Annotated in this window: 23 protein-coding genes; 10 read left to right on the plus strand and 13 right to left on the minus strand. The window is 65.6% G+C overall.

The window, feature by feature from the left end; translation table 11 throughout:
• Window positions 1-50: 50 nt before the first annotated feature.
• The 4 genes from IWX78_RS03460 (at window position 51) to IWX78_RS03475 (ending at window position 3,881) form a co-directional block, all read left to right on the plus strand.
• Window positions 51-839, plus strand: coding sequence for a ThuA domain-containing protein (locus IWX78_RS03460; protein WP_196831995.1), 789 nt, complete (start codon window positions 51-53; stop codon window positions 837-839).
• A complete protein-coding gene (locus IWX78_RS03465; RefSeq protein ID WP_334684531.1) occupies window positions 836-1,993 on the plus strand; it encodes a Gfo/Idh/MocA family protein in 1,158 nt (385 codons plus the stop codon). Before IWX78_RS03460 ends, IWX78_RS03465 begins: the two co-directional genes overlap by 4 nt.
• A 297-nt stretch (window positions 1,994-2,290) precedes the next feature.
• Complete coding sequence (locus IWX78_RS03470; protein WP_196831997.1) at window positions 2,291-3,004, plus strand: hypothetical protein; 714 nt, start codon at window positions 2,291-2,293, stop codon at window positions 3,002-3,004.
• Window positions 3,005-3,128: 124 nt separating this feature from the next.
• Complete coding sequence (locus IWX78_RS03475) at window positions 3,129-3,881, plus strand: SDR family NAD(P)-dependent oxidoreductase (protein WP_196831998.1); 753 nt, start codon at window positions 3,129-3,131, stop codon at window positions 3,879-3,881.
• A 130-nt stretch (window positions 3,882-4,011) separates the two neighbouring features.
• Here IWX78_RS03475 and IWX78_RS03480 read toward each other — a convergent pair whose 3' ends face one another.
• On the minus strand, window positions 4,012-5,241 hold the full coding sequence (locus IWX78_RS03480) for an ice-binding family protein (RefSeq protein WP_196831999.1): 1,230 nt from the start codon (window positions 5,239-5,241) through the stop codon (window positions 4,012-4,014).
• Between the two features lie 219 nt (window positions 5,242-5,460).
• Between IWX78_RS03480 and IWX78_RS03485 the strand changes: the two genes are divergently transcribed.
• From IWX78_RS03485 to IWX78_RS03500, 4 genes are all read left to right on the plus strand, one after another.
• Window positions 5,461-6,738, plus strand: coding sequence for a M18 family aminopeptidase (locus IWX78_RS03485; RefSeq protein ID WP_196832000.1), 1,278 nt, complete (start codon window positions 5,461-5,463; stop codon window positions 6,736-6,738).
• Window positions 6,739-6,905: 167 nt separating this feature from the next.
• A complete protein-coding gene (locus tag IWX78_RS03490; RefSeq protein ID WP_196832001.1) occupies window positions 6,906-7,943 on the plus strand; it encodes a glutathione S-transferase family protein in 1,038 nt (345 codons plus the stop codon).
• Between the two features lie 70 nt (window positions 7,944-8,013).
• The gene (locus tag IWX78_RS03495) at window positions 8,014-8,682 is read left to right on the plus strand and encodes an SRPBCC domain-containing protein (RefSeq protein ID WP_196832002.1); all 669 of its coding nucleotides are present in this window, start codon (window positions 8,014-8,016) and stop codon (window positions 8,680-8,682) included.
• Window positions 8,682-9,005 (plus strand): ArsR/SmtB family transcription factor, encoded by a 324-nt coding sequence (locus IWX78_RS03500; protein WP_196832003.1) that lies wholly within the window; start codon window positions 8,682-8,684, stop codon window positions 9,003-9,005. Before IWX78_RS03495 ends, IWX78_RS03500 begins: the two co-directional genes overlap by 1 nt.
• A 55-nt stretch (window positions 9,006-9,060) precedes the next feature.
• Here IWX78_RS03500 and IWX78_RS03505 read toward each other — a convergent pair whose 3' ends face one another.
• From IWX78_RS03505 to IWX78_RS03540, 8 genes are all read right to left on the minus strand, one after another.
• Window positions 9,061-10,122 (minus strand): Gfo/Idh/MocA family protein, encoded by a 1,062-nt coding sequence (locus IWX78_RS03505; RefSeq protein ID WP_196832004.1) that lies wholly within the window; start codon window positions 10,120-10,122, stop codon window positions 9,061-9,063.
• On the minus strand, window positions 10,119-11,174 hold the full coding sequence (locus tag IWX78_RS03510) for a Gfo/Idh/MocA family protein (RefSeq protein ID WP_196832005.1): 1,056 nt from the start codon (window positions 11,172-11,174) through the stop codon (window positions 10,119-10,121). The genes IWX78_RS03505 and IWX78_RS03510 overlap by 4 nt, the downstream gene beginning before the upstream one ends.
• Window positions 11,175-11,185: 11 nt before the next feature.
• Entirely contained in the window at window positions 11,186-12,082 is an 897-nt protein-coding gene (locus tag IWX78_RS03515; RefSeq protein WP_196832007.1) for a carbohydrate ABC transporter permease, read from the minus strand.
• The gene (locus tag IWX78_RS03520; protein WP_196832009.1) at window positions 12,072-12,962 is read right to left on the minus strand and encodes a carbohydrate ABC transporter permease; all 891 of its coding nucleotides are present in this window, start codon (window positions 12,960-12,962) and stop codon (window positions 12,072-12,074) included. Before IWX78_RS03520 ends, IWX78_RS03515 begins: the two co-directional genes overlap by 11 nt.
• 3 nt (window positions 12,963-12,965) lie before the next feature.
• Window positions 12,966-14,261 carry an ABC transporter substrate-binding protein gene (locus IWX78_RS03525; RefSeq protein ID WP_196832010.1) on the minus strand — a complete coding sequence of 432 codons (1,296 nt, stop codon included), beginning with the start codon at window positions 14,259-14,261 and terminating at the stop codon, window positions 12,966-12,968.
• A gap of 72 nt (window positions 14,262-14,333) precedes the next feature.
• A complete protein-coding gene (locus IWX78_RS03530; RefSeq protein ID WP_196832012.1) occupies window positions 14,334-15,503 on the minus strand; it encodes an ROK family transcriptional regulator in 1,170 nt (389 codons plus the stop codon).
• 209 nt (window positions 15,504-15,712) lie between these two features.
• A complete protein-coding gene (locus tag IWX78_RS03535; RefSeq protein WP_196832014.1) occupies window positions 15,713-16,021 on the minus strand; it encodes a putative quinol monooxygenase in 309 nt (102 codons plus the stop codon).
• A gap of 28 nt (window positions 16,022-16,049) precedes the next feature.
• A complete protein-coding gene (locus tag IWX78_RS03540; RefSeq protein ID WP_196832016.1) occupies window positions 16,050-16,535 on the minus strand; it encodes a glutathione peroxidase in 486 nt (161 codons plus the stop codon).
• Window positions 16,536-16,776: 241 nt separating this feature from the next.
• Between IWX78_RS03540 and IWX78_RS03545 the strand changes: the two genes are divergently transcribed.
• The gene (locus tag IWX78_RS03545; protein ID WP_196832017.1) at window positions 16,777-17,496 is read left to right on the plus strand and encodes an alpha/beta fold hydrolase; all 720 of its coding nucleotides are present in this window, start codon (window positions 16,777-16,779) and stop codon (window positions 17,494-17,496) included.
• Between the two features lie 96 nt (window positions 17,497-17,592).
• Here IWX78_RS03545 and IWX78_RS03550 read toward each other — a convergent pair whose 3' ends face one another.
• Window positions 17,593-18,357, minus strand: coding sequence for a 3-hydroxybutyrate dehydrogenase (locus tag IWX78_RS03550; RefSeq protein ID WP_196832119.1), 765 nt, complete (start codon window positions 18,355-18,357; stop codon window positions 17,593-17,595).
• 135 nt (window positions 18,358-18,492) lie between these two features.
• Window positions 18,493-19,884, minus strand: a complete 1,392-nt coding sequence (locus tag IWX78_RS03555) for an MFS transporter (protein ID WP_196832019.1) — start codon at window positions 19,882-19,884, stop codon at window positions 18,493-18,495.
• Between the two features lie 143 nt (window positions 19,885-20,027).
• Between IWX78_RS03555 and IWX78_RS03560 the strand changes: the two genes are divergently transcribed.
• The gene (locus IWX78_RS03560) at window positions 20,028-20,951 is read left to right on the plus strand and encodes a LysR family transcriptional regulator (RefSeq protein ID WP_196832021.1); all 924 of its coding nucleotides are present in this window, start codon (window positions 20,028-20,030) and stop codon (window positions 20,949-20,951) included.
• 143 nt (window positions 20,952-21,094) lie between these two features.
• Here IWX78_RS03560 and IWX78_RS03565 read toward each other — a convergent pair whose 3' ends face one another.
• Together IWX78_RS03565 and IWX78_RS03570 are read right to left on the minus strand one after the other, a co-directional pair.
• Window positions 21,095-21,427: a DUF4234 domain-containing protein gene (locus IWX78_RS03565; protein WP_196832023.1), complete on the minus strand. Its 333-nt coding sequence runs from the start codon at window positions 21,425-21,427 to the stop codon at window positions 21,095-21,097.
• 105 nt (window positions 21,428-21,532) lie between these two features.
• Window positions 21,533-22,633 (minus strand): DUF2207 family protein, encoded by a 1,101-nt coding sequence (locus IWX78_RS03570; protein ID WP_196832025.1) that lies wholly within the window; start codon window positions 22,631-22,633, stop codon window positions 21,533-21,535.
• Window positions 22,634-22,647: the final 14 nt, after the last annotated feature.

The following is a 22,647-nucleotide window of genomic DNA, read 5'->3' on the forward strand; positions in this document are numbered from 1 at the left end:
CCGCCAGCGCGGCATCCGTATGTCAGAAATCGCTCATCGTTAGGAACACCATGTCGAACACCATCACCGCCGATCGTCCGCTTCGCGTCGTCGTCTGGGGCGAGAACCGCCACGAGCAGGAACAGCCCGAGATCGCCGAGATCTACCCGCAGGGCATGCACACCACCATCCGCGAGGGGATCGAAGAGAACCTCGGTTCGCGCGCCTCAGTGAGCACCGTCACCCTCGACGACCCGGAGCACGGGCTCACCGAAGAGGTGCTCGTGAACACCGACGTGCTCGTCTGGTGGGGCCACGCCGCACACGCTGAGGTCTCGGACGAGGTCGTCGAACGGGTGCACCGCCACGTGCTCGCCGGTATGGGACTGCTCGTGCTGCACTCCGGGCACTGGTCGAAGATCTTCGGCAAGCTCATGGGCACGTCGTGCACCCTGCGCTGGCGCTCCGAACAGGATCGCGAACTGGTCTGGACCGTCGACCCGACCCACCCGATCGCGCAGGGCGTGCCGCATCCATTCATCATTCCGCAGCAGGAGATGTACGGGGAGTTCTTCGACGTTCCTGCACCTGATGAGCTCATCTTCCTCTCCACCTTCTCGGGCGGAGAAGTCTTCCGCAGCGGCATGACCTACAAGCGCGGCTTCGGCAAGATCTTCTTCTTCAGCCCCGGAGACCAGGACTTCCCGGTGTATCACCAGAAGGAGGTCCGCCGCGTGATCGCGAACGGTGTCGAATGGGCGCTCACCGTGCGTCCGGAGCGCACCGACCCGGTGCTGCTCCGCTACGAGACCGAGGACTTCTACAACGGTGCCGGCTATCAGGGAGCGATGGCGAATTGAGCGTCTCCTTTCCTCTGATCGCCGGAACCGAGCCCCTGCGGGTCGTCCAGGTGGGGGCCGGCGGAATGGGCCGGGCCTGGATCCGGCTGCTCGCATCGTCTCCCGACGTCGCGCTCGTCGGGCTGGTCGACCTGAACGTCGCGGCGGCGGAGTCCGCGCTCGCCGACGCCGGGCTCACCGACGTCGTCGTCGGCACGAGTGTCAGCGAGATCGCATCGGCGACGGATGCTCAGGCGGTCGTCAACGTCACCATTCCAGCTGCCCACCACCCGGTCAACGTCGAAGCGCTGTTCGCCGGCCTTCCGGTGCTCTGTGAGAAACCGGTGGCACCGACCGTGGCGCAGGGGCTGTCGCTCGCGGCAGCCGCTGAGGTGAGCGGCCAGCTGCTGATGATCAGTCAGTCCAGGCGGTACTACCGCACCCTCTCGGCGTTCAAGGCCGAGGTCGCGTCGCTCGGCGACGTCGGCGTCGTCACCACCGACTTCTTCAAGGCACCGCATTTCGGGGGGTTCCGTGAAGAGATGGACTCCGTTCTCCTCGTCGACATGGCCATCCACCAGTTCGACGCCGTGCGTTACCTTCTCGACCGCGATCCGGTGTCTGTGTACTGCGAGGAGTTCAATCCGAATTGGAGCTGGTACTCGGGGGATGCCGCCGCGACGGCGGTCTTCGAGTTCGAGGGTGGCGCCCGCTACGTCTACACCGGCAGCTGGTGCGCCGACGGGCTCGAGACCTCTTGGAACGGAAGCTGGCGGGTCAACGCTGCAGGGGGTTCGTCCCACTGGGACGGTGAGGGGGAGCCCATGACCGAGCGGGTCGACTCTGCTGCGGTCGGTGATGCCGCGGTGACGGATGCTGTCGCCGGCGGGGCATCCGCTGCAGTTGCTGAGGAGATCGGTGGTGCGCTCGCCGAGTTCGTGCACGCACTGCGCACCGGAACGGTGCCGTCAGGCGAGGTGCACTCGAACGTGTACAGCCTTGCGATGGTCGAGGCCGCCGTGCTGTCGTCGTCGACCGGCGCGAAGGTGCGGATCGCCGATGTGCTCGACGCCGCATACGCGGAAGCGCTGACCGCCGAACGCCGCCCGGATGTTCGTACCGCCCTCGAAGGGTGGGGATCGCCCCTCGGTGTCGCTGCCAGCGTGGTCGGGTAGCCGCCTCACGCTCCAGTAGCCGCCCCTGGCCCTCGCTCTCCTGCCGCGCTTGCTAGCGCGACGGGAGGCCAGGAGGGACGTTTCCACGTCGGGGATTTTCGCGTGGACGGGCCGAGATCAGAAGCGTGAGAAAAGGAGATCGGCGCGAGATAAGGACCGAACCCGAAGAATCGTCCTTATCTCGCGCGTTTCTCCTTATGCCATGCCGTGCCGGCGCGGCGAGGTGTCTTCGACCAGAAAGCCGAGGGTTCACCGACAGGCGCCGGCGCGCGGCCCGCCGCCGTCTAGGTTAGGGATGTGAGGAAACAACCCGGCGTCCTGCTGCCCCTGGTGGTCGGAATCGTCGCGCTCCTCGGCTTCGGCGCCCTCTGGCTCGTGCTCGAGCCCGACATGGGGTCTCCTGCCTCGACGCTGGTCTGGTTGCTCTCCGAACTCGTGTTCGCGCTGGCCCTCGCCGTGCCGGCCGTGTGCTTGTTTTTCGTCATCCGCGCCATGCACATCCGCCGCGTGCAGGCGCGGGAAGCGACTGGGCCGGATGCCGTCGGCGTCGCCAGGGCGCGCGACCTGCTCTGGTCGCTGTCGCACGGGCTGCTTCCGCAGACCGAGTCCGCCGGGAGCCTTCCGACGGATGCCACTGAGCCCGTCTTCCTGGCCGGCCGGTTCCTCGCCGCGCGGCATGCGCTGCCGGCGCCGTCGCTGCGGAGGATGAGGGCGAACGCGCGGGATCTCGAGCGGTCGGGGCGCGGCTGGACCGCCCTCACCCCGGTGGAGATCGCGGCCACCGACCGACGGATCCTTCTGCGCTCGAACGATGTGCTCTGGGACATCCGCTATTCGGACATCGCCGAGGTGCACGTCGAGGTCGGGCGTGTGATCCTCTGCCTGCAGGGTCAGGAACCGGTGCTGGTCGAAGGCGACGTCGCGGAATCCCTCGCCGTGCTCGCCGTCTGGGGGAGTGTCGGCGAATCGGCGCTGAGACGACACCCGGCGCTGGCGAGCCTGCGAACTTGAACCGGCGAACCCTGTCGATGTTTCATGCAAATGAATAAATACAGGTTGCGGGTGTTGACTCATAGTGACCGGTCGTAGCGGCCGGCCTCGGACGAGGCCCCACGAGGGCACGAAGGAGAACACCATGACTGCACAGTTTGACGGCAAGACCGCACTCGTAACCGGCGGAGGATCGGGCATCGGCAAAGCCGTCGCCGTCGCGCTCGGCGCCGAGGGCGCGAATGTGGTCGTCAACGACCTCAAGCTCGAGGTCGCCCAGAGCGTCGTCGACGAGATCACCGCAGCAGGCGGAACCGCTGTCGCCGTCGCCGGCGATGTGGGCAACCCGGATGACGTGAAGGCATCCGTCGACGCTGCTGTCGAAACCTACGGCGCTCTGCACCTCGCATTCAACAACGCGGGCATCGGCGGCCCGCAGGGCCTCGCCGAAGATATCGACATCGCCGGCTACCTCAAGCTCATGGACGTCAACCTGCACTCGGTCTTCTACGGCATGCACTACCAGCTGCCGCAGATCGTCGCAGCGGGCGGCGGCGCGATCGTCAACACCTCGTCGATCCTCGGCGTCGTCGGAGACGCCAACGCGCTGCCCTATGTCGCCGCCAAGCACGGCGTCGCCGGCATGACGAAATCCGCAGCGCTCAGCTACGCCGAGAAGGGGGTGCGGGTGAATTCGGTGCACCCGGGCTACATCGACACCCCGCTGCTGCAGGGCCTGCCGAAAGAGGCATACGACGGTCTCATCGCCAAGCACCCGATCGGCCGTCTCGGCACGTCAGAAGAGGTCGCGAACCTCGTGCTCTTCCTGCTCTCCGACCAGGCAAGCTTCATCACCGGGTCGCAGCACCTCGTCGACGGCGGCTACACCGCCCAGTAACACCAGGCGGATGCCGCGGCGCGACACCCCGCAATCGCTCGGGTGGCGCGCACACGACGAACCGCAGAGACAGGCCCGGGTGGGGCACGACCCTCACCTGGGCCCGTCTCTGTCGAGCGTCAGCTCCCGGTCACTCCTGGGGGAACGTCCGCCCTGATTGCGCAATCGCGCGAGCACTCCGGCTGCGTTGCGCCGACACGAGCAGCAGGCCGGCTGCGACCAGGATGCCGGACACGATCAGCCCGGTCGCCGATTCCGTGCCGGTCGGCGGGAGTTCCTCAGCGGGCGGGACCGCGTCTCCCGGAACGTCGACGACGGGCGGTACTGCGACGGGCGGAGCCGCGATGGCGATGGTCACGATCGTCGACACCTCTGGCTCGGTTCCGTTGGTCGCCGTGACGGTGATCGTCGATGAGCCCGGGGCCGTCGGAGTTCCGGAGAGCTCCCCGGTGGTGCTGTCGAGCGTCAGCCCGAGCGGCTGTTCTCCGCTGGTCACCGAGTAGGTCGGAGCCGGCGTGCCGCTGGCTGTGAACGTGTGACTGTACGGCGTGCCCACGATTCCATCAGGTGGCGTCTCCGAGGTATATTCAGGGCCATCGGTCTCGACCGGTTCACTCGCCGGGTCGCAGTCTTCCGGAACCGTGATGAGGTTCGTGTCGAGCGTGACAGCGCCGGTGTCTGCGAGCAGCCGGCCCTGGATCTCGGCGCCGGTGTTCGCCGTCACTGAGGCATTCGCCATGACCGTGCCGACGAAATCAGCGTTCGTCCCGATCGTTGCGGAGCTGCCGATCTGCCAGAACACGTTGCAGGATGAGGCGCCACCGGTGATGAGAATTTGCGCGGTCGAACCGATTGTCAGCGTGCTGGCGGCCTGAAAGACCCAGACCGAGTCGGCAGTGCCTGCGAGAGTCAAGAGACCACCGCTATTGATCGAGAGCGCCCCGCCGGAGTAGACGCCCGGTGTGAGCGACAGGCCGGAGAGGTTGCCCAAGCCCGAGGTGGTCGGTGTCAGTGATGCCGCGTCGACGATCGCGGCGGTGAGGTCCGTCTGGGCTTGGTCGGCCACCGCATCGGCCGAGTGGATTGTTCCGTTCACCAGACCATCGGGCGGGCCGGTGAACCCGGTGATTGACGTGCCCGCGCTCACGCCCACGTCGCCGTTGACGACCGACGGCCCGGTGTTCGTCACCGTGCTCGAGCCCAGCACACCGAAGTCGGCTGCGGCTCCAAGGTCTATTGGTCCGTCGATGACGGTCGCGGCATGCGCTATCGAAGCTGTACCGACGAACAACCCCAGGGCGAGGATGCCTGTCGTGGCGGTGATACCTATCTTTCGGGAGGTCGATTGTTTGTTGGTCAAGGGTTGCTCCAGCCAGGGAAGGAAGAGCGTTCGGGTCGCACTGAGAGCGGTATTGCCCGCTCCTGAGTGATTTTTTATCACATCCGTTCGTTCGCTCATAGCTGCGGCTGTGGCCTGGCTTAGCTGCGGCTGTGGCCTGGCTGTGAGCGCGGTGTGTGCAGAATGAGCAGGGTGGTGAGCCGGGCCGGTTGACGCTGCCCGCATGGTTGGATGGAACCCATGGATGCCGCGTCAGACCTTGCCTCGTACATCGATGACTTCGCCCGCTTTCTCTCGGCAAGCCCGTCGTCGTATCACGCCGCCGCTGAAGTCGCGCGCCGACTGGATTCGGCCGGTTGGGAACGACTCGACGAACGCACCGATTGGTCAGGGGAGCAGGGGAAACGGTACGTCGTTCGCGATGGCGCGATTGTCGCGTGGAGCCAGCCGACGGCAGCCGGGCCGACGACGCCGTTCCGAATCCTCGGCGCGCACACCGACTCACCGGGATTCAAGCTCAAGCCGAAGCCGACGATCGGATCGAACGGCTGGCTGCAGGCCGGGGTCGAGATTTACGGCGGCCCGCTGCTCAACTCATGGCTCGACAGGGACCTCGAACTGGGGGGTCGAGTCGTCACGCGCGACGGGCGCGAGTATCTCGTGCGTACGGGGCCGTTTCTGCGAATCCCTCAGCTCGCCATCCACCTCGACCGCGACGCGAACAGTGGCCTGACGCTCGACCGGCAGCGGCACATGACGCCGGTCTTCGGTGTCGGCGACGTCGGCTCAGCGGACCTGATCGGCCGCCTGGCTTCCCTTGCAGGCATCGACGCATCGGATGTCGCAGGGTATGACATCCTGACGGCTGACACGCAGGCCCCAGCGCGGTTCGGAATTCACGCTGAGCTCTTCGCCGCGGGGCGGATGGACAACCTCTCGTCGGTGTACGCCGGGCTGGTCGCCCTGCTCGAGGCTTCTGACGCCAACCACATCAGCGTGCTGGCCGCATTCGACCACGAAGAGCTGGGCTCGAACTCGCGCTCCGGTGCATCCGGACCGCTTCTCGACGACATCCTGACGCGCATCGGTGCCGGGCTCGGAGCATCCGTCTCGCAGAAGCTGCAGGCATATGCCGACTCATGGTGCCTGTCTGCAGACGCCGGCCACTCGGTGCACCCGAACTATCCCGAGAAGCATGACCCGGCAAACCGTGTGGTCATGGGCTCTGGCCCGCTGCTCAAGATCAACGCCAATCAGCGCTACGCGACGGATGCCGTCGGTGCGGCGCTCTGGGAACGTGCGTGCGCTGCGGCCGACGTGCCGTACCAGGAGTTCGTGTCGAACAACACGGTGCCGTGTGGGTCGACGATCGGGCCGCTCACCGCAACCAGGCTCGGCATCCGGGTCGTCGATGTGGGTGTGCCGTTGCTGTCGATGCACTCCGCGCGCGAACTGGCACACGTCGACGACCTCGTCGGCCTCTCTGCCGCCGTTGGGGCGTTCTTCGCGGGGGTGTGAGAGCCGCTCGACAGGCGATTGGGTGCGAGACGGGCGTTCTTTCCCTGTTGAGCCTGCGGTGCGGCCGTTTTCACCTGTTGAGCGTGAGGGCGAGGGCACAGGGTAGCGATCCCGGGCGTCGGGGTCGAGACCGGGTCCCGCTCAGGTCGACTGCCTAGGCTGGAAGCATGACGACCGAGCAGAGCACACAGGCCACCACACCAGGCAGCTACGTCGAGCCGGGCGAGGAATACACCCGCGATACCAACTACATCGAGGACCGCATCACTCGCGACGGTCGCGACGGCTGGCCCGTCGAAGCCGGCCGCTACCGCCTCGTCGCTGCCAGGGCCTGCCCCTGGGCGAACCGCACGGCGATCGTGCGCCGCCTGCTCGGCCTCGAGGGCGCTCTCTCGCTCGGCATGCCAGGCCCCACGCACGACGCCCGCAGCTGGACCTTCGACCTCGACGACGATGGCATCGACCCGGTGCTCGGCATTCACTGGCTGCAGGATGCCTACTTCCGCCGGTTCGCCGATTACCCCCGCGGAATCACTGTTCCCGCGATCGTCGAGGTGGCATCCGGAAAGGTCGTCACCAACAACTTTCCGCGGATCACCCTCGACTTCGAGACCGAGTGGACCGAGCACCACCGTGACGGAGCGCCCGACCTCTACCCCGAGCACCTGCGCGCCGAGATCGACGAGGTCAACGACCTCGTGTTCCGCGACGTCAACAACGGCGTCTATCGGGCCGGTTTCGCCGGGTCTCAGGAGGCATACGAGAAGGCGTACACCCGCCTGTTCGACCGGCTCGACTGGCTCGAAGCCCGGCTCGAGAACCAGCGGTTCCTTGTCGGTGACACGATCACCGAGGCAGACATCCGCCTGTTCACCACGCTCGCCCGATTCGACGCGGTCTACCACGGTCACTTCAAGTGCAACCGCAACAAGCTCAGCGAGATGCCGGTGCTCTGGGCGTATGCCCGCGACCTGTTCCAGACGCCGGGGTTCGGCGACACGATCGACTTCGAGCAGATCAAGCAGCACTATTACATCGTCCATTCCGACATCAACCCGACAGGCATCGTTCCTGCTGGGCCGGATGCCTCCGGCTGGCTCACCGCGCACGGTCGCGAAGCACTCGGTGGCCGCCCGTTCGGTGATGGAACGCCGCCCGGGCCACCCATCGAGAGCGAGCGGGTACCTGAGGGGCACGGTGCGTAGTCCGCACGTGCTCATGTAGATCGCCGCAGACGCGCTTGATCATATAAGCCAGTGGTGATACGTTCTCGGTATGGACACCAACCTCGACGCACTGCATTCGACCACCGACGCCCAGATCCCGGCTGTGACCAGGGTCGTCGGCTCCCGTGAGGTCGGTGGTGAGGATGCCCGCATCGTCACCGTGACCCAGACCTACCCGTCCGCGCTCGCGGAGGTATGGAACGCGATCACCACGGAGGACCGCATCTCGCGCTGGCTCGGACCGATCTCAGGAGACTTTCGCCTCGGCGGTCGCTACCAGATCGAGGGCAACGCCGGCGGCGAGGTTCTCGAGTGTGCGCAGCCGACGCGGCTCCACGTCACCTGGGAGTACGGCGGAGACGTGAGCTGGGTCACGGCCACGCTGAACGGTGACGACGCGTCGACCACCCTCGAGATCGAACATGTCGCGCACGTCGGCGATGAGGACTGGAAGCAGTTCGGCCCTGGAGCCGTCGGCATCGGTTGGGACAGCATGCTGCTGGGCCTCACCCTGCACCTGGGCACAGGCAGCAACCTCGATCCCGAAGCTGCGCTGGCGTGGAGCGCGTCGGCCGACGGCATCCGGTTCATGACCCGGAGCGGTCTGGAGTGGCGCGACGCGAACATCGCGGCCGGTGAGAGCGAGGCGGATGCTTCGGCGGCGGCAGAGCGCTGCATCGTCGCCTACACGGGAGCGGGCGCCGGGCCGGACGCCTAGTGCACGCCCTCGATATTCTCGGGGACCCGGTTCGCCGCCGGATCCTCGAGGTGCTCGCGGCGGGGGAGTTGCCTGCGGGAGCGATCGTCGACACGATCGCCGCCGAGTTCGGCATCAGTCAGCCGGCGGTGTCGCAGCACCTGCGGGTGCTGCGTGACAGCGGGTTCACGACGGTGCGTGCCGACGGCCGTCGGCGCATCTACGCCGTCGACCCGGCGCCTCTTCGGGAGGCAGACGAGTGGTTCGACACGTTCCGCGGTTTCTGGACCCAGCGTCTCGATGCGCTCGGCACCGAGTTGACCCGGGGTCGGCGCGACGTCTGATCCCCGCGCCAGCCCGAGATTGTCTCGATGAAGCACCGGCTCGCCCGATAGGCGGTCATCTCTCCAGGGCTACGGGTTGCCGGAGCTCGGCTGAGCGCAATGCAGCCTCCATGATTTCCAGTGTTCGAAGGCCGACGTCGCCATCCGGTTGTGGTGTCACCCGTGGCGGCTGGCCGGCCACGGGCCGACCCGACGTCCGGACGGCGTCGAGGAACTCAGCCAGGAGGAGTGCGTTGAGATCTGTCCCGAATCCCAGGAAGATCTCGCCGTCGTCTCCGAGGCCGGAAACGTGCTCGGCGAATGGGGCGATCTCGACTGACCCCTTGGTCCCTGTCGCCTGCAGGGTCAAGCCGCCCCAGGTCGCTGAGGTGCTTGGGTGGCTCCAGGAGCAGTCGATCGTGGCGATGAGTCCGCCGGGGTAGCGAACGGTCACCAGCCCTCCGGTTTCCACGTCCAGTCCGGCTTTCGCATGCAGAATCTGATTGGACGCTGCATTGACTGTCTCGGCTCTGAGCCCGCCGGTCAGCGCGTCGATGAGGTCGGCGCAGTGGACGACATGATCCACGAGAGCTCCGCCTCCGGCGAGCTGGCGATCGGTGAACCATTCCCGGTGCTCGCGAGGGAGTTTGCCGTTGTTGGTGCCATTGATGGCGAACATCTCGCCGAGGCGTCCGGAATCTAGGTGGTCGCGCATGACCGCGAAGCCCGGAGCGAATCTCACAGGATAGGCGATCATGAGGATGACCCCGGCGGCCCGGCAGGCTTCGACCATCGCCTCCCCGTCAGCCACAGTGGTGGCCAGCGGCTTCTCACACAGCACATGGACGCCCTCGCGCGCCGCCCGCTCTACCAGGGCACGGTGGCGTGAGTTCTCGGTTGCGACGATCACGGCGTCGGGCTCCCACGCGAACAGCTCGTCGTAGGTATCGACATAATCGACTCCCAGTCGCTCCGCGAGCTCCGCCCCGCGGAGCGCGGAGTCGGGGGCGTCGGCTCCATGCGGATCTGAAGCGCGGACGTCGACATCCGGCACCCTGGCCAGCACCGAAACATAGCTTGCAGCGTGGGTGTGGGCAAAGGAGGCGATCGCGACCTTGAGTGCCGCCTTCCGGCTCATGCTGCTGCCGCCTGTGCGTGGTCGAACTCATTCATGTCAACGACTCTTCCGGTGATGATCGATTGGTAGGCGGCTTGTGCCAGGTAGACCGCGACCGCGCCGTCTTCGGCGTTTACTCGTGGCTCGGGTCCTCCGGTGAACGCCTCGGCGAACTCGCGCAATTCAGTGAGGTACGGGCTTTCCCGCAGCGCCGAAGTGGGGACCACGAGTCCGCTGGACTCGGCGCCGTGAAGCGAGGTCGTGAGACCAGTGCTGTCCGTCGAGTCGTAGTGGAGAACGCCGGCGTCTCCCGCGATGCTGAACCCGGTCGTGAACGGTGTGCCGACTGCACCCCACGTGGCTCGAATGTGAGAGATCGCGCCACCGACATGCGTGAGTGTCACATGTGCTGACACGAAGGAAGGCACGACATTGTCGAGGGTCGGGGGGCTTTGCACGGCGTACACCGTTTCGACCTCGCCGCACGTCCACCGGGCCTGGTCGAGGTCATGGATCATGAGGTCCATGATGATGCCGCCGGATGCCGCTTCATCCTGAAACCAGGTCCCGACGGCCGGGCTCGACCCTCCACGGAAGAATCGGGCAACAGCGACCTTTCCGATGCGGCCCGCAACGACTGCGCGGTGTGCTGCCACATAGGGCGCCGTGAAACGGACGACGTGCGCCGGATAGATATGAACCCCTGCTTCTCTGGCAGCGTCATACACCTCGCGGGATTCGCGTGCCGACAGGGTGAGTGGCTTCTCGCAGACGATGTTCTTGCCTGCGTCGATGGCAGCACGTGCGAGTGCGCGGTGAGTTCCCGTCGGTGTGACGATGTCGACGCAGTCCGCTCGGCGGAGCGCTTCCTGGAGGGTATCGACCACCTCCAGCCCGTACTGCTCCGCGAGTTCCTGTGCTCCTGCAGCGGAGTAGACGAGGACCTCAGCACCGAGCTCCTTCCACGCTGAGGCGTGCACGCGAGAGATCGCGCCTGCACCGAGAAGTGCGACAACGAGAGGCCTGGCCGACTCCGCCGCTGTCTCGTTTCCGGGAATGGTGGGCGTCTGCATAAAGTTCTCTCTCATTTCAGGCCAGCGTGGGCGATGCCTTCAACGACGCGGCGTTGAAGAAGGATGAATGCGATCAGGATCGGTGCCATCGCCATCAGCGATGCGGCCATGAGTACACCGGTGTCGACGCTGCCCTGATAGCCCTGCAGGGTGGCGAGCCCGACCGAGAGCGGCATCGTGTCTGGCGTGCTGGCGACGACAAGAGGCCAGAGGAGGTCGTTCCAGGACGCCAGCACGGTGATGATCGCGAGCGAAATGATGCCCGGTTTTGCGAGCGGGAGCATGACGCGCCAGAAAATCTGCCAGCTGTTGCATCCGTCGAGGCGGGCGGCTTGCTCGAGTTCCAGGGGCATGGCCTTAAAGAATTGCATCATCAGGAAGGTGCCGAAGGCACTGAACAGGCCGGGAGCCGCAATGCCGAGAATGGTGTCGAGCAGTCCGGCGCTCTGGATGATCTGGTACTGCGGGATCAGGTAGACCTGGGTCGGAACCATCAGAATCGAGAGCAGCAGGGCGAGCAGGACACCTTTGAAGCGGAAGTGCATGCGAGCAAAGGCGTATCCAGCCATGGAGCAGAGGATGATCTGGGCGACTGTTCGCAGCGTCGTCACGGCGATCGATACCCAGAATTGGCTCAGGAAGGGCAACCGAGTGAAGACCTCTGCGAAGTTGCCCCACTCGAGACTGGTCGGAATCAGAATGGGCGGAACCGACGTGATGTCCGCCTGCGTCGACAGCGACATCTTGATCTGCCAGAGAAACGGGAAGATCATGACGATCGACGCGACGATGAGCACGGCGTGCGCTCCCCAGTTTCGTCCGTTCCGGGATTGTCCACGTGGGATGCCGGCCGATGAGCGTGTGGCTGTCGGGTGGGCCGGGCGTGTTTCAGCGGTGTCAGTCGACATAGTGGACCCATCTGCGCTGGAGGCGGAACTGCACGAGAGTGAAGAGACCGATGATGAGGAGAATCAGGATCCCGATCGCGGAGGCGTAGCCCTTCTCGTTCGAGCTGAAGGCTGCGTCGTAGTAGAGGAATACGAGTGATTGCGTCTTCGGCATGACCGGGTTCGCCGGGCCGAGAAGCGCGTACAGCAGATCGAAGAGCTGGAATCCCGCGATGAAGGTCATCACGGAGAGGAAGAAGATGGAGGGGGTCAGAAGAGGCACAGTGATGGAGCGGAATTGCCTCCAGTGGTTTGCGCCATCGATGGCTGTCGCTTCGTAGAGTTCCGGCGGAATCCCTTTGAGCCCCGCGGAGAGAATGATCATGTTGAAGCCGATGGACATCCACAGGCCCATGATCGCCACCGCCACAAGGGAGAACCATTCGGTGGAGATCCAGGCGGGTCCTTCGATGCCGACGACTCCGAGCGCGGCATTGATGACCCCGAAGTCGTTGTTGTAGATGATCCGCCACACCATCGAGATGGCCGTCGGCATCGCTATGTACGGCAGGAAGAAGCACGTCCGGTAGACCATCGCGTACCTGAGGCCCGGGCGATTGAGCAGTGCGGCGAATGCCACGGCGATGGGGATGCCGACGAGCAGGATGCCCGTGTACACCAGCGTGTTGATGATTGCGCGGTACACGGCCGCATCTCCGACGAGCCTGACGTAGTTGTCGAGGCCGGTCCAGGTCGAACTCCCGAACACCCCCCATTCCGTGAAGCTGTAGTAGAGGGACTGCGTCAGCGGCCAGAGGTAGAAGACCACGACGCCGGCGAAGAGGGGCGCGACGAAGAGGACCGGCCACCACCCGTCTCGCGTGAGGGACTGACGTTTCATGGGCTATTTCTCCTTGGCCAGTGCCTCGTTCATCTTCTCCGCGAGCTCCTCGAGCACATCAGCGACGGGTCGTTCGCCTGAGAATGCCGCAGCGAGCAGGTCGATCTCGAGCTTGTTCCACGCGCTTGTGTTCTTCGACACCGGGTAGGCGACCGAATACTCAGTAGCGGCATCCTCGAAGACCTGCAGGTTGTAACCGGGCGCCGAGTCGACGAAGTCCTGCTGGGTGTCGGTGAAGGCCGGGTTGGCTGCACCACTCGCTGCCTGCAGCAACGCTGCCTCCTCCGAGCCCAGGTAGCTCAGGAACGCCTGGGCCGCCTGCGGGTTCTTCGTCTTGGCGTTCATCGAGTTGCCCACGCCGTGGATCACGGTCTTACGCTCGCCGGTCGGAGCGAGCGGAAGCTCGGCGACGGAGACGTCATCCTTCACCGCCGAATCGAGGAGACCGGAGATGCGCCAGTTACCGCCCCACATCATTGCGGCCTGGCCATTCTGGAAACGGACGAAACCGTTCGTCTCCGCATTCTCGGCCGGGGTGATGCTCGAGCCGTCTGCCACCATGTCCGCCCAGAACTGCACGGCCTCGATCGCTTCCGGGCTGTCGTAACCGGAGGTATCCCCGTCGATGATGGTTCCACCGTTGCTCATGATCGCCGGATACACGTTTTCCTGGTTACGGGTGCTGTCAGCCGAGCCGACGATGCCCTCGGCGCCCAGCTTGTCTGAAACGGTCTTCGCGGCGGCGTGGTAGTCGTCCCAGGTCCACTCAGAGGTAGGCAGTTCCACCCCGGCGCGTTCCAGGATCGCCTTGTTGTACAGGAGCGCGATCGTGTCGAAGTCCTTGGGCACGCCGTATTGCACGCCGTCGAGGCTGTAGATGTCGTTCATGGCCTCCGGGTAGTTGGCCGGGTCGATCAGATCCGCGTCCACGAACGGATCGAGCGGGGCCAGGAGGTTGTTGCTTGCGAACAGTTGCAGGTTCGGTCCGTTCATCCAGAACACGTCCGGAAGGGTGCCGGATGAACCCTGGGTCTGCAGTTTCGTGAAGTACTGTTCGTACGCCGTGAGCTCGACCGACACCGTGACGTTGGGATAGGTCTCGGTGAAATCGGCGATGAGCTCCTCCATCGCCGGCTGCTGGTTGATGTCCCAGATGGCGTAGGTGATGTCGCCCGTGACCTCGGCGGGATCCGAGGGGAGGTCGATGGCGCCTGTGGCATCACCGCTCCCGCCGGCCGAACATCCGGACAACAGCAGCGCTGAGGCGGCGACCGCCACAACTACTCGAGAAAACCGCATTCGATACTCCTTCTTCATTGATGGGGGTATTGCTCTGGGTCGGTGATCGTCAGGGTGCACAGATCGAGGAACTCACGGGGTGTCCCTGCCATCACCACGGTGGGTGAGGTCGGGAACCGGAACGCCTTCGATCCCGAAAAGCGCCGACGATGAGTTCTGGAACGCGAGCGCCAGTGCGCCGTACAGGGTTCCGTCTGATCCGAGGGTGGACGCTGTCACGGCCGGCTTGCCCTCGAGCATGACCAGACGGTGGATTTCGGTGCGCAACATGTCGACGAAGGGGTCGCTCGACCGCGAAAGTCCGCCACCGACCACGATGAGGTCGGGATCGAAGGCGAGTCCGACCATGGTGATGTGCGGCGCGATCTCTGCGACGAATCGCTCGATCTCGGCCATCGCGTCACGGTCGCCGTTTCGAGCGTTGGCGAAGACCTGTTCGGCGGTCGGCGCCGAAGACCAGGTGAGCTGACCGTGCACGGACGTGCTCGTCCAGCGCATTCCCCGCTGGCTGCCGACCTCGCCTGAGCTGCGGTGGGCGCCCTGGTGGATGTTGCCGCCGATCATGAGCGACATGGAGATCCGGTGCCCGATCTGGAGGTAGATGATGTTTTCGGCCTGATCGGCAGCGCCGAGGTGATGCTCAGCGAAGCCGGCGAGCTTGATGTCGTTCTCGAGAAAGACGTGGGCGTCGAATGCTTCACCGATCGCGCGTGCAACCGCAACGCCATTCAGCTCGGGAACAACGAAACTCTGCGAGATCGTACCGTCGTCGCTGACGATCCCGGAGACACCGACGCACGCCGCCTTCAGCTTGCTGGGGGACAGCTCCGAACTCAGAAACGCGTCGGTGATCGCGGAGACCACCGCGTTCACCCGTTCCTCGCCAGTGAGCGTGCCGGAGAGCTGGCGATCGACCCTGCTGAGGTGCGTTCCGCGCAGGTTCGCGAGAATCACACGGATGTTCGTGGGGCCGGCGTCGATTCCGGCGACGATCGAGCTATCCGCGTCGAACCGGTAGTGGCGGGCTGGTCTTCCGCCGCTCGAGTTGGTCTGGTCAGAGACCGCTCCGATGAGCAGGCCACGGGATTCGAGGTCGGCGACGACGGCGTCCACTGTGGGGCGCGAGAGGCCGGTTCGGGCGGCGACGTCGGAGATGCTCAGTGCCCCCGGTGCGCTCCGAAGCACATGGACGCAACTCAAGGCGTTGACGTGCCGGATGTCAGCTGGACTCAGTGACGTCATGCGGTCGCCCTCCGATTCATTCTCCGCTCATCGTCGAGAACGGGTACGGAGTTAACATAGCAGGTTATGAAACCTCCTATACAAACCGGCGAGACATGCACTGATCAATTGCGGGCGCATTGCGGGCACATCACGGGCGCACCAAGGCGCACCGAGGGCGCTCCAAGGCCGCGCCGGGGTTTAGGAAAACGACGGGCTATGCGATCCCGTCAGTCGAGCGGGCGCAACCAGGTCAGGGTCGAACCGCCACCTTCGACGAGCGGTGTGAGCGCGCGGTTGAACTCCACCGAGTGCAGCGATGCCAGGTGGGTCTCGAACGCATTGCGGTCGGCGTAGACCTCATAGACGAAGAACGTTTCGGGTTCGTCGGTTTTGCGGTGGGCGTCGAACACGATGTTGCCTTCTTCGGTCCGCACGGCGTCGACGAGTCCGGCGAGCAACGCGGCGACCGCGTCGGCCTGGCCGGGCGTCGCGGTGAACTCGGCGTACAGGGTCGGGCGTTCAATGATGAGGGTCACAAACCTGAGGATACAGACCCGATTGCTCTCACGCGGGCTGGAGTGCGCCTTCGATCACATCGACGATCTCCGGAGCATCCGGCTGGGTCGTCGGGCGGAACCTGTGCACGGTGTCGTCGGGGGTGATCACGAACTTCTCGAAGTTCCACTTGACCTTGCCTGCTTTGCCGCCGGCATCCGGGGTCTGGGTGAGCTCCTGGTAGAGCGGGTGGGCGTTCTTGCCGTTCACCTTCGACTTCTCGAACAACGGAAAGGTGACGCCGTGGTTGATGCGGCAGGTCTCCTCGATCGATTCGCCCTCGCCGGGTTCCTGGAAGAACTGGTTGCTGGGGAAGCCGAGCACGATGAAGCCGCGGTCTCGGTACTTCTGGTACATCGCTTCGAGAACGTCGTACTGCGGCGCGAGCCCGCACTTGGATGCGACATTGACGACGATGACGACCTTGTCCTGGTGCTCAGCGAGGGTCGTCGTGGCGCCGGAGATCGTGGTCAGGGGAATGTCGCGAAGGCTCATAGCTCGACAGTAGTGACGGATGCTGGGGGTCGCCTGCACATTTCTGCAGTGTATGCACGTTCGCTCGGGGTGTCTGAGCCTGTCTGCGGGTCAGCGCGCTCGCTCAACAGGGGAAACATGGCACACCGCACACTCAACAGGAGTTTTCGACCGTCTTCACGGCTGAGTTCCTGTCGAGCGGATCCCGTCGGGTCGCTGGAGCGCGAACCGGAGACTGGAACGCGAACCTAAGATGAGGAGCATGCCTGCTCCCGTGATCCTCGTGCACGGTCTGCGCACATCGGCCACTCTCTGGCGCTCGCAGGTGGAGGAACTCGACCGGCTCGGCATCCCGGCAGACGCGATCGACCTGCCAGGGCACGGCGCGCGCATCGGCGAACGGTTCACGCTCGAGCTGGCGCTTCAGGGCATCGACGACGCGGTGACGGCGGCCGAAGAATCCGGGTCGAAGCCGTACCTCGTGGGCTTCTCGCTCGGCGGATACCTCGCGATCGAGTGGGTGGCGCGCAACCCTGGCCGGGTGGCCGGGCTGCTCGCCGCCGCTTGTGCGACGGTGCCGCACCCGGTGGTCATGCACGGCTGGCGGGGCATCGCGAAGGTCATCCATCGTTTTCCCGATCGCGGCAGGGCGCTCAACGATGTCGCCGTGCGGTTGTTCGTGCCTGAACCTGGCGCGACGGATGTGATCGCCGGCGGTGTGGCGCTCGAGGTGATGGACGACGTGCTTCTGACATTGCTGACCCTGCGTCCGCTCGACCGGCTGCAGGAGATCGACGTGCCCGTGCTTTTCGTCAACGGACGGTTCGACCACGTGCGGGCGCACGCCGGCCGCTATCTCGCTGCCACCCGCAATGCCCGGCTCGTGACGGTGCCTGGCGCCAGTCACATGGTCAGTGTGGTGCGACCTGCGGCGTTCACCGCTGCGCTGCTCGACGGCTACCGTGAGGCGACATCCAGCTGAAGGCGAGTCGGCTGGGACCTTGGCCGTCCGTGATTCGCGCGCCGACGGCATCCGACCGCTACGGGAGCTCTCGTGAAGGGGGCGCAGGCACGCGGCCTACCGCGCTGACCAGCCGCCGTCCATCGTGTAGCTCGCACCGGTCACCATCGCTGCGTCGGGCGAGGCGAGCCAGGCGATGAGCGAACCGACCTCGTCGGGTTCGACAAGCCGCTTGATCGCACTCTCGGTGAGCAGGATGCGGCCGAGCACTTCGTCTTCCGGGATGCCGTGGACGGCCGCCTGGTCGGCGATCTGCTTCTCGACGAGCGGGGTACGCACGTAGCCAGGGTTGACGCAGTTGCTCGTGACACCGTGTTCGCCGCCCTCGAGAGCGGTGACCTTCGACAGTCCTTCGAGGCCGTGTTTGGCCGCGACGTATGCGCTTTTGAACGGGGAAGCGCGCAGGCCGTGCACGCTCGACACGTTGATGATCCGCCCGAATCCGGCGTCGTACATCCCCGGCAGGGCGGCACGGATGAGGAGGAACGGCACCTCGAGCATGAGGTTGAGGATGCGCCGGAACTCGGCGGGATCGAAATCCTGGATCGGGCTGACCCGCTGGATGCCGGCGTTGTTGACGAGGATGTCGATGCCGTCCATGACGCCGGCCAGTCGGGCATCCGTCACCGCGTCGGCGTCGAGCAGGTCGACCGCCCAGCTCGACCCGCCGAGCTCGTCAGCCAGACTCGCGGCTCCGAGCTCGTCCATGTCGGCGATCACGACATGGGCACCGCCGGCCGAGAGCGCCCGCGCCGCTGCCGCGCCGATCCCGCTCGCTCCGCCGGTGACCAGGGCGCGTTTGCCGGCGAGGGGCAGGCGCATGGCGCTGCTCGCCGGGGCGGCGGCGGGCGTGTCAGTGGCCGGGTGAAGAGTGTCGGTCATGAGGAATCCTTCGACGAGGAGGGCGGATGCCACGGGCGATGACGCCGACGGGGCTCGCGCCCCGCCGGCGTCGGATCAGCGTTCGACCGGAACGTTCACCGGTTCGAGCCCGTGCTTGCGGGCGTCGACCGCGTCGACCTCGAACAGCGAGGCTCCGCGGGTCTCCTTGAGTGTGATCACGGCGACGGCGGTGATGGCGCAGGCGATCAGCAGGTAGATCGCGACGGGCACCCACGACTCGAACCGCTGGAGCAGGGCGGAGGCGATGATCGGCGCGAGCGATCCGGCGATGATCGAGGTGACCTGGTAGCCAAGGGAGACGCCCGAATAGCGCATCCGGGTGGGGAACATCTCGGCCATGATCGCCGGCTGCCCCGCGTACATGAGGGCGTGGAAGCACAGGCCGATCGTGATCGCCGCCACGATGAGCACCGGGTTGAGAGTGTCGAACATCGGGAAGGCGAAGAACGCCCAGGTCGCTCCGAGAACGGCGCCGGCGAGGTAGACGGGCTTGCGGCCGAAAGCATCCGAGAGGCGTCCTACCTGGGGGATCACGAGGAAGTGCACGATGTGCGCGATCAGCAGGGCGAGAAGCAGCTGGCTTGTGTCGTACTGGTGCACGGTGACGAGGTACACGATCGAGAAGCTCACGATGATGTAGTACAGAATGTTCTCCGCGAACCGGAGGCCCATGGCGCTGAGGATGCCGCGCGGGTACTTCTTGATGACCTCGCCGACGCCGTAGCTGACGGCCTTCTCGGCCTCGACCTTGGCGCGGGCCTCGAGGAAGATCGGAGCCTCGTTGACGTGGGTACGGATGTAGTAACCGATGACGACGATGACAGCCGACAGCCAGAACGCGATGCGCCAGCCCCAGCTGAGGAACTGGTCTTCGGGAAGAATCCAGGAGGTGGTGAGCAGCACGAGGGTCGCGAGCAGATTGCCGACCGGAACCGCGGCCTGCGGCCAGCTGGCCCAGAACCCGCGTGACTTATTCGGGCTGTGCTCGGCAACGAGGAGGACAGCGCCGCCCCACTCACCGCCGACCGCGAAGCCCTGCACGAAGCGGAGAATGACGAGGAGCGCCGGTGCCCAGTAACCGATCGAATCGAAGCCGGGGAGGCAGCCCATGAGGAAGGTGGCGACACCGACGAGGATGATGGTCAGCTGCAGGGTGTGCTTGCGGCCGAGCTTGTCGCCGATCTGGCCGAACACGATCCCGCCGAGGGGGCGGGCGATGAAGCCGACTGCATAGGTGAGGAACGCGGCGATGATGCCGTCGAGCTGGCTTCCGGCGTTCGGGAAGAAGACCGCTCCGAAGACGAGGCTGGCTGCCGTCGCGTAGAGGAAGAATTCGTACCATTCGACGACGGTTCCGATCATCGACGCTGCGACGATCTTCTTCAGCCCGGATTTCTTGCCCGTGGTGCCGGAGCCGGCACCGTCGGCGTGCTTGTTGACACTCATTGTCTGTCTCCTCTGTGTCGTCACTGACACACTGGTGGTCTGGTGCACGCTCCCGGATCGGGGAGACGGCCTAACTGAGTATTCGTGCAGACGCGGACCACGACAATGCCCAGCTTTCCACACGGCCTGTGCATAATTGCACAATGAGCATCTTGACGACGACGTCACGCCAGCCGAATCCCGACGACCTCCTCGTGCTCCTCGCCGTCGCCCGCAGCGGCCGATTCACGACGGCAGCCGAGACGCTCGGGGTCAACCACACGACGATTTCGCGACGCATCGCCGCTCTCGAACGGGACCTGGGCGGCCGCGTGCTGTCCCGCACGGTGGGTGGCTGGGAGCTGTCCGACCTCGGTAGTCGCGCCGTTGACGCGGCCGAGCGGGTGGAAGCCGCCGTGTCAGGGCTCGCCGGGTCGCCCGGGGAGCCGCAGAGTCTCTCCGGGGTGGTCCGCCTCTCCGCCACAGACGGCTTCAGCGCCTACATCGCGGCCCCGGCGGTTGCCGAGCTACAGCGCGAGCATCCGAATCTCACCGTCGAAATCGTCACGGTGACCCGCCCAGCACTGCAGCACCGTTCGGGGCTCGACATCGAAGTCGTCGTCGGCGAACCGCACGCCCACCGGGCCGAAGCGATCGAACTCGGCTCGTACATCCTCGGCATGTACGCATCGAAGACCTACCTCCACGATCACGGCACCCCGACCCGCGTGGTTGAACTCGCCGAGCATCCCCTCGTCTACTTCATCGACTCGATGCTGCAGGTCGATGCGCTCGATGCGCCCCGCCGTCTGGTGCCGACCATGAAGGATGCGTTCACCGCGACGAACGTGTTCGTGCACGTCGAAGCGACGCGGGCGGGCGCTGGAATCGGATTCCTGCCCTGCTTCATGGCCGACCGGCATGCCGATCTCGTTCGGCTGCTTCCGGACGAGATCAAGGAGCGTCTCCCGTACTGGATGGTGGTGCGCCCCGACTCCCTCCGACAGCCGTCGGTCGCTGCCGTGGCGAACGCGCTCCGCACGCGGACCCGGGCGTTCGAGGCCCAGTTGCTCGGCCGGGCGGGCTGAGGTCAGCCGAACAGGTCGGACGCCATCGACCGCAACGGGAGCCCTCACGGCGGCATCCGCTGCCGTGGGGGCGGCCAGGGCATGAGTCTCGAACGAGAAACGCCCCTGTCGATGGTGAACAGGGGCGCCTCTGAGGGGGCTCGTCAGGCGGTTGCCGGGGTCAGCGTCGTCATCGGGGCTGAGGCGCTGGTGCGTGCATTCATATTCGCCTGTACGAAGGTCGCGCCGACGCTTCCCAAGAGGAACAGGAGGGTGAACTTGCTGCCTACGCCCCCTCCGGTGACCCGAGCGATGCCCTCGGCGAATTTCCACAGCCACCAGATGGACACGATAGGCACGATGAACAGCCAGGTCGTGGGTACGGCTGCGCCCTGAGAGTTGAGCTCCCCGCGGGTTTTCGCGAGCCAGACGATCCAGTAGATGCCGAATGTGATGAGGGGAAGGAAGAACACTGCTGCAGCACTGCGACGTTTCAAGAAGACTCCGATAATAGGTGTCTGCGAACCGTACCGGGCCGTGAGCTCAGTCAGGTAGCCCTCTGACTGGGGCGCCCCCAGTTCGAGACAGAGCGGAGCCGGGCGTCAGCCGAACAGGTCGGAGAGTGCCTCGGCCCCAGCGCCGATCACCTCGACGACCGCACCACCGGCGTCGACGGCATCACCGACAGCGCTCGCCAGCTCGACGAGGTCGCCGACGGATGCCGTCAGCAACAGCAGGTCGCCGGCGACGTCCATCACAGCGCCGACACCCTCGAGGTTGAGAGAGGCGACATTCTGGTAGCTGATGTTGAGCTCGGCGATCCACTCCTTGCTGTGCCCGAAGAGGATCGCATACGGCAGCAACCGCTCGTTGAGAATCAGCCGGTCCAGCTCGAAGGCGACGGCCGGGTCTGCCGTCGTGGGCACCCCGATCGCGAGACCGGCGGCGGTGACCCCCGACGACGCCCGCAGTGCACCCGACGGACTCTGCAGAAAACGCAGCCGGTCGGCCTCGGCGAGGGTGATGTAACCATTGAGCCCGGCGAGCTGCTCCCGGATGAGCACCGACTTCGGGGTGTAGCGACGCCACGATGACGGGGTGACCACATAGATGGCGAGCAGGGCGACGACGGATGCCGCGGCGAGCCAGAACGCGCCCCACTCACCGTTGACTCCGCTGCCGACAAGGAGGACACCGGCGACGACGAGTGTGACGGTGGTGAGCACGCGGATCAGAAGCATCGGCCAGGCCAGGCGCGGACCGAGAAGGTTGTGCGAGCGCAGGTAGTCTTCGACGATCCGGATCAGCCGGGCGACCCGGCGTGACTGCTGGCGCTTGTCCTTGCTGAACCGCTTGACCCGGTCTGAGGAATGCCCCGGGCCGAACAGAGCCTCGAGCACGGCGACGTCTTCGGCCGTGAAGTTCGCGTCCGGTTGCAGCTCGACGGCGACGGGGGCTTTCTTGTCCTGCTGCGCCAGGATTCGGATCTTGCGGTCGACCGCCATTCCCACGAGTGCCGCAGCTACCGCGCGCTTGTCGAGACCGGCCAGGAGTGCGGCGTCGAGGATCGGCACGCCCTTCGGTGGCAGGTACTCGACGACGCGGGGCTTCGGCAACGCGTGACCGGTGACGCGCAGGGCGATCCCGATCGCGAGCAGCACGAGGGCGGGAATCGTGACGACGAGCACGACGAGCAGGGTCATGGCCTCAGTCTCCC

Origin of the sequence: Mycetocola sp. CAN_C7 (assembly GCF_015752285.1) — a bacterium.
Lineage (GTDB): Bacteria > Actinomycetota > Actinomycetes > Actinomycetales > Microbacteriaceae > Mycetocola_A.